The sequence below is a fragment of the Nitrososphaerales archaeon genome, assembly GCA_025058425.1.
Lineage (GTDB): Archaea > Thermoproteota > Nitrososphaeria > Nitrososphaerales > JANXEG01 > JANXEG01.
This window is the reverse complement of record JANXEG010000067.1, coordinates 1-6160: the sequence shown is the minus strand read 5'-3', so window position 1 is coordinate 6160 and position 6160 is coordinate 1. Positions and strand designations below refer to the sequence as shown.

General features: G+C 42.5%; 8 protein-coding genes and 1 tRNA gene. 6 read left to right on the top strand and 3 right to left on the bottom strand.

The features are described from left to right. The 3 genes from NZ896_06370 to NZ896_06360 all read left to right on the top strand — a co-directional run. On the top strand, positions 1-344 hold a 344-nt coding region (locus NZ896_06370; protein ID MCS7117073.1), incomplete at its 5' end, for a hypothetical protein. Between the two features lie 15 nt (positions 345-359). Further along, the gene (locus tag NZ896_06365) at positions 360-1115 is read left to right on the top strand and encodes a hypothetical protein (GenBank protein ID MCS7117072.1); all 756 of its coding nucleotides are present in this window, start codon (positions 360-362) and stop codon (positions 1113-1115) included. Beyond that, positions 1112-2362: a Ni/Fe hydrogenase subunit alpha gene (locus NZ896_06360; GenBank protein MCS7117071.1), complete on the top strand. Its 1251-nt coding sequence runs from the start codon at positions 1112-1114 to the stop codon at positions 2360-2362. Before NZ896_06365 ends, NZ896_06360 begins: the two co-directional genes overlap by 4 nt. Positions 2363-2541: 179 nt before the next feature. Here the strand turns inward: NZ896_06360 and NZ896_06355 are convergent, their stop codons facing one another. The 3 genes from NZ896_06355 to NZ896_06345 are packed head-to-tail and all read right to left on the bottom strand — an operon-like array spanning position 2542 to position 4352. After that, on the bottom strand, positions 2542-3024 hold the full coding sequence (locus NZ896_06355) for a hypothetical protein (GenBank protein ID MCS7117070.1): 483 nt from the start codon (positions 3022-3024) through the stop codon (positions 2542-2544). A 49-nt stretch (positions 3025-3073) separates the two neighbouring features. Then, positions 3074-3526, bottom strand: coding sequence for an NUDIX hydrolase (locus NZ896_06350; protein ID MCS7117069.1), 453 nt, complete (start codon positions 3524-3526; stop codon positions 3074-3076). Then, positions 3498-4352, bottom strand: coding sequence for a molybdopterin-binding protein (locus tag NZ896_06345; protein MCS7117068.1), 855 nt, complete (start codon positions 4350-4352; stop codon positions 3498-3500). Before NZ896_06345 ends, NZ896_06350 begins: the two co-directional genes overlap by 29 nt. 84 nt (positions 4353-4436) lie before the next feature. Here NZ896_06345 and NZ896_06340 point away from each other — a divergent pair, with 84 nt between their 5' ends. From NZ896_06340 to NZ896_06330, 3 genes are all read left to right on the top strand, one after another. Then, complete coding sequence (locus NZ896_06340; GenBank protein MCS7117067.1) at positions 4437-4940, top strand: stage II sporulation protein M; 504 nt, start codon at positions 4437-4439, stop codon at positions 4938-4940. A 32-nt stretch (positions 4941-4972) separates the two neighbouring features. Next, positions 4973-5731, top strand: coding sequence for an ATP/GTP-binding protein (locus tag NZ896_06335; protein ID MCS7117066.1), 759 nt, complete (start codon positions 4973-4975; stop codon positions 5729-5731). 162 nt (positions 5732-5893) lie between these two features. Next, positions 5894-5984: transfer RNA gene (locus tag NZ896_06330), tRNA-Arg, on the top strand. The last annotated feature ends 176 nt before the right edge of the window (positions 5985-6160 follow it).

The following is a 6160-nucleotide window of genomic DNA, read 5'->3' as shown; positions in this document are numbered from 1 at the left end:
AATGTAACTTTCTCGTGACCGTCGATTCTGATAAGCTTCCAGACGGGAAGCCTAGTGGTTGGAAGGGGAATATTGGGGTCGTTACGACCCTATTCGCCAAACTCGATTATCCGATAAAGGATGCTGTAGGGATTACCTGTGGACCACCAGTGATGTACAAATTTGTCATTCAAGAGTTTAAAAAGGCTGGAATGGCAAACTCCTCGATCTACTTATCTCTTGAGAGGAATATGAAGTGTGGTGTTGGTAAGTGTCAGCACTGTCAGATCAATAACAGATACGTCTGTATCGATGGGCCAGTCTTCAATTACGAAGAAATAAAACAACTACCCGAGGCTATATGAGGAGAGGTGGTTTGAATGAAACCTAGGATAGCTATATTCGATCTGACCGATTGTGAAGGTTGTGAAGTCCAAATCTTAAATTCTAAGTTCATAGATAAAATCCTTGAAAATGTCGAGTTTTTAAACTTCCGCCTCGGACAGAAGATCAACAGATGGGAGGGCTTCGATGTTGCATTCATCGAGGGTGTAGCGCTCACAAGCCATGAGCTCGAGCTTCTCAAGAAGATCAGAGAGCATAGTAAATTCGTGGTAGCGTTGGGGAGTTGTGCATGCTTTGGCGGGATCGCTGCGATAAATAACTTTATGGATTTAGAAGAAGCGAAGAAATACGTTTATGGTGAGAATGCGGATAAGATCGAATCATTATACGTAAAGCCGATATCGGAGATTATAAAGGTCGACTTCATGATTAGAGGCTGCCCGATCGTCCCAGAGGATTTTGAGAGGGTTGTGAGTGATATTCTTGCTGGCAGAATTCCAAGAGAACATACACGCCCCGTATGTATGGATTGCAAGAGCAGAGGGAATCCCTGTCAATTGCTGAAAGGTAATGTATGCTTGGGACCAGTTTCCTATGGAGGATGTAATGCACCATGCCCCTCCGCCGGGATGCCTTGTGATGGGTGTAGAGGCCCACTTGAGATGCCGGAAATGATAGCAGAGCTCGAACTGCTCAAGAAGGTCGCCCAACAAGACGATATCATCAGACTATTCAGAAGATACGCACCTATGGTAACACCATTTAAGGAGGTGGCAGGTGGAAAGTTATGATCTACGATGAATTCGTAACTCAGATCGAAGGCCACGGTAGAATTCACTTTGAGATTGTAAATGATAAGGTTGTAGAAGTGCGTCTGGAGATTCATGAAGGTTCAAGGTTCTTCGAGAGCTTCTTAAGGGGTAGAAGGGCCGATGAAGTTCCACAGATGGTTTCGAGGATCTGTGGGGTCTGCCCAGTACCTCACAACCACTGTGCAGTCCAAGCCTTAGAGGATGCGATGGGTATTGAAGTTTCAGAACAGACCAGGATGCTCAGAAGATTGACATTATCTGCTGAGATGATCCATGATCACGCGCTTCATCTGTACATTCTTGCATCGCCAGATTACCTAGGTGTAAATGGCATTACGGATCTTTATTCGAAGTTCCCAGATTTGGTGAAGAGGTGTATAAAGATGAGGAGTGTGGGCAATCGGGCGATCGAAATCGTCGGTGGTAGAGCGGTTCATCCGATCAACTCGATCCCGGGCGGATTTGCCAAATTACCGACGAGGGCGGATATGAGAAGGATCGTGAAGGACTTTAAGAGTATAATGAACGATTGTATCGAGACATTCAATACCTTTGCGAACCTTAAATACCCTGAATTTGAAAGAGCTACGGAATATCTTGCGATAGATGATGGTAAGCACTTTCCAGTCTACGCTGGAAGGCTCGTGAGTAATAGAGGATTGAATGCGGATGTAAGGGCGTATAGAAACTACATAAAAGAGGTCTTCAAGCCATACTCAAACTCAAAGTTCTGTGTGATAGACGGGCATGGATTTCACGTAGGAGCCATTGCAAGGATCAATCTATTCAAGGATCGGCTCAATCCAATCGCTAAGGATCTGCTCGAAAGTTCTCAAGTAAAGTTCCCTAGCGATAATCCATTCCATAACAACCTTGCACAAGCGCTAGAAATGGTACATTATGCGGAAGAGGTCATTAGAATCGCTGAAGAACTTGCGGTTAAGCTAAAAGACGAAGAAAGGCCAAAGCAGACTAAAGATGGTACTGGTGTTGGGGTCGTCGAAGCACCGAGAGGAGTATTAATACATGAATACACGGTCGACAAGAATGGCATAATCCGTGGAGCGAATTTGATAATTCCGACCGGGATGAATACGACGAATATAGAAGAAGATCTTTACGCATTACTGAGTATGAACATAGATAAACCGAAGGAGGAGTTGAAGAAGCTCGCAGAACAACTCTTCAGAGCTTACGATCCTTGCTTATCCTGTTCAACGCATTAAATCTCTTAAGGATCGATAGGATCACAGAGATAAGAGTGGTTATCATCTGATCGATGATCATTTAATGATAGGTTAACGAAGTCTCCTAAGATTCATCGATCGAGCCGAAGTGTGTAAATAAAAAATGTAAATAGTAATGTAAATATAATTTTCATTTATATCATACGTATCCATGTGCATTAAGGATTACTTACGAAGTCATTTAAACTTCGTAAGTAATCTTCTCCGCCTATTCGGCTCCGCTTGACCTTTAACGTTGTAACCACGTTGATCCCTTTAGATCTGAGCTTCCTTACAAAAGCTTTCAAATATCTATCCTCATCAAAACCCCCATAAGTCAGAAATACCTTGAACATTTTACCCTCTGCTCCACTCATTAAATGTAGATATTCGTTGATCGGTGGGCAGCTAAAGGCCCATTTTGGAAGGCCCAAGTAGATCAAATCATAACGAGTTAGATCGAATGGTAATGGATGTATCGGGACCCTACTGTTTGGTATAAATGATCTGATGAGCCAACCGAAATAGCCATATTCAACCATAGGTTTAATCTCATAAACTTCGAGGTGATACTTTTCCTCTAACATTCTCTTTATATCCAAAGCTACTCTCTTGGTAGCACCTCTCCATGAAAAATAGATTAAAAGTACACGTCTATTCATAGGAAACCATGATTTAAAAGCTTGAGAGAATTGAAAGAATTGTCATTATCTATTCGTTGATGAATCCGATCTGCTCCAAGAGCCTTCTGCACGTACGGGTCAGATCGAGCCCCTTCAAATCCTCCTTCGTCACCCATTTTAACTCTACAACCTCATCACTGGTCTTCAACTCCCCTGAAATCGGACAGACCAAATAATCTGCTATTACATAATGGTACTTAATCCTCCCTTCCTCATCGTATACTATATTATCTACTACATCGATCAGCCTTTCGATCTTTACGACCAAACCCACCTCCTCCCTTACTTCTCTCACCACCGCATCGTGAACCTTTTCACCTAACTCTATCAAACCTCCGGGTATGGACCATTTCCCTACACCCGGTTCGAACCTCCTCTTAACCAATAGCACTTTATCTTCTTTCTTTATTACAGCACCCACGGCCGCTATCGGACGATCGGGGTATATTCGCTCAACCTTTCTCCTTAGTGTAACTCCCAACGACCTTACCGCCCTGCCCTTCGATCATTTCTATCAATTCTTTTGATGTGTTCTTAACGATTTCCTCAGCTTCCTCTTGCGTATAAGCCCAACCGACTATGTGAATCACCAACCGCGAATGACCCTCCTCGACCATTTTGGGATGTGATTTAACGTATATATTCGATTTTCCTTCTAAAACCTTATCGAGGATGGGTGCGATCTTCGATTCTACGATATCGATAACCTCTAAGAACATTTCACTATGATAGATCCTCCCGATATCTTCTTTAAATAGAGGTATTAAAGAATGTTCGAAGATATCCTTCATCTCCGATGGGACACCGGGTAAAGAGACGATCTTCACATCGTTAACTTTGAGGAGGACGGCCGGTGCTGTACCAACCCTATTTTGTATCGGTATAGCCCCCTCTGGAAGTGTCGCCATCTTTAATCGTGTAGGCGTTAACCGTCCATCTTTCACAACTCCTTTCTCAACAAGTATTCTATACCTCTCTTCCAACATCTTAACGGCATCTCTATTCACTATCAATTCCCTCCCCGTCGCTTTAGCGATACCTGCAAGAGTTTTATCATCGTAGGTAGGGCCTAATCCGCCACATGTTATAATCCATGACGGTCTTCTCTTTAATGCTTCTTGAATTGTACTGGAGATTATTTCTACATCATCACCGACGATCGTGATCCGTGTTACAAAACCTCCAAGCTCGGTGATCTTCTTCGCCATCCATTGGCTATTCGTATCCAACACTTCACCCAAAAGAAGCTCATTCCCAATAGGTATAATTTCGAAGCAGACCCGTTTTAGAGTAGATCGAATACTCACCATGATTACGCTTAATATTAAGATCAACACTTATTTAGATGTGGCGATGACAAAATGATAGTTGGAGCAAGCAGGTAGTGGAAGATGCGTTTTAAGGTTGCGATTTTAATAGCCATTCTACTGATCTTCATCTCCTTCTCATTGGGCTTCTTCAGGGGCCAAGATGCTTCCCTAGAAGATATTAAAGAGATTGAGAGGACGATCAAAGGTTTAGAGAAGACACCATCGTTCATCTTTTTCAATAACTTTCTTATAGCTTCGGCCACGTTGATCCCCCTTATTGGCATCTTTTTACACTTATTCGTCCAATTCAACACCGGTTATGTGATCGGTGCTTTGACATCCTCCATCAATTTTAGCGACTCTTTCCTCATACTTACTTTTGTGATCAGCCCCGTCTTCATTCTTGAATATTCGGCATATACGATCACCCTGGGCGAGTCTATAAACCTCACAACCCTCTCTTTACGAAGGGCTGGATTCAGGTCAAGATTAAAAATGAGCTTAAAGATTCTTCTTATAGCTGCGATTCTCCTCTTCATCGGAGCTTTGGTCGAGTCTTATCTTATAATGACCTTTATGGGATAGGAATTTATTTAATTTAATTGAATGTGGTGGATATGTACGCGATATTCATAACGGGTACAGCCGGTTCTGGCAAGTCCTTACTTACATCATGTCTAGTACAATGGTTTAATGAGAAGGGCTCATACGCGATAACCGTGAATTTAGACCCGGGTGCGCTAAGCTTACCCTACGAGCCCGATGTGGATATTCGTGAATATATCGATATTCAGGCGATAATGGATGCCTACCAACTTGGGCCCAACGGTGCTTTAATCTTCGCAACAGATCTCATCGCTACCCGATTTCAAGAGATTCAAGATGATATAGATTCACTAGCACCTGATTATGTGATTATAGACACACCGGGCCAAGTAGAGCTCTTCGCGTACCGTAGTAATGGGCCGTATATAGTGAAGAATATCAGGTGTGATGAACGTGTGATTCTATTCCTCTTCGACTCCATGCTCGTCTCCACACCCGTAAACTTCATATCGATAGCTTTACTCGATGCTTCGATACAGCTTCGCCTTCGCGCACCTCATATCCCTCTACTATCTAAGAAGGACTTGGCAGGTGATAATTGGAAGAAGATTTTGAAATGGGCATCGGACCGTGCAGCTTTAGAGAGTGCTATAAGGGAAGAAGCATATGCCGATAGCTACTTATTGGGCAGTAGCATATTGAGAGACTTGGCACGCATAGGCTTCTCCTACGAGTTAATCCCCGTCTCAGCAGTAACACGTGAAGGTATGGTAGAGCTCTCAGCAGTACTTACACGCATATTTAAAGGCGGGGAAGAAGTTGAAGATTGATTGGCCATTTAATCTTACACATCAATATTCTCCATTACCAAGCCAGTTCTTAATTACATAGATGAGTTTTATACAGCACAATAGATCTAATAATCTAGTTTAGCACCTTCTCACATTCTTAATTCTATATCTTTTTATTGCACGTTACGGAATAATAATTGAGGGCCCGTAGCTCAGCATGGACAGTTTAAATGAAGTCTAAAGCATCGGCCCTCTAAGCCGGTGGTCGTGGGTTCAAGTCCCACCGGGCCCGCTATCATTAACAAATTATATTCAACTTCACATATCTCGTATGTTTGTGTCACTCTATTTAATGGTATTTAACGCCACATAGTAAGCTATATATATAGTTATAATTTGATTGCTTTTTGATCTTTCATGTTCGATTCAAAAATAGGTTTAGGAAAGCTTCTTTACTATTCTAGTTTA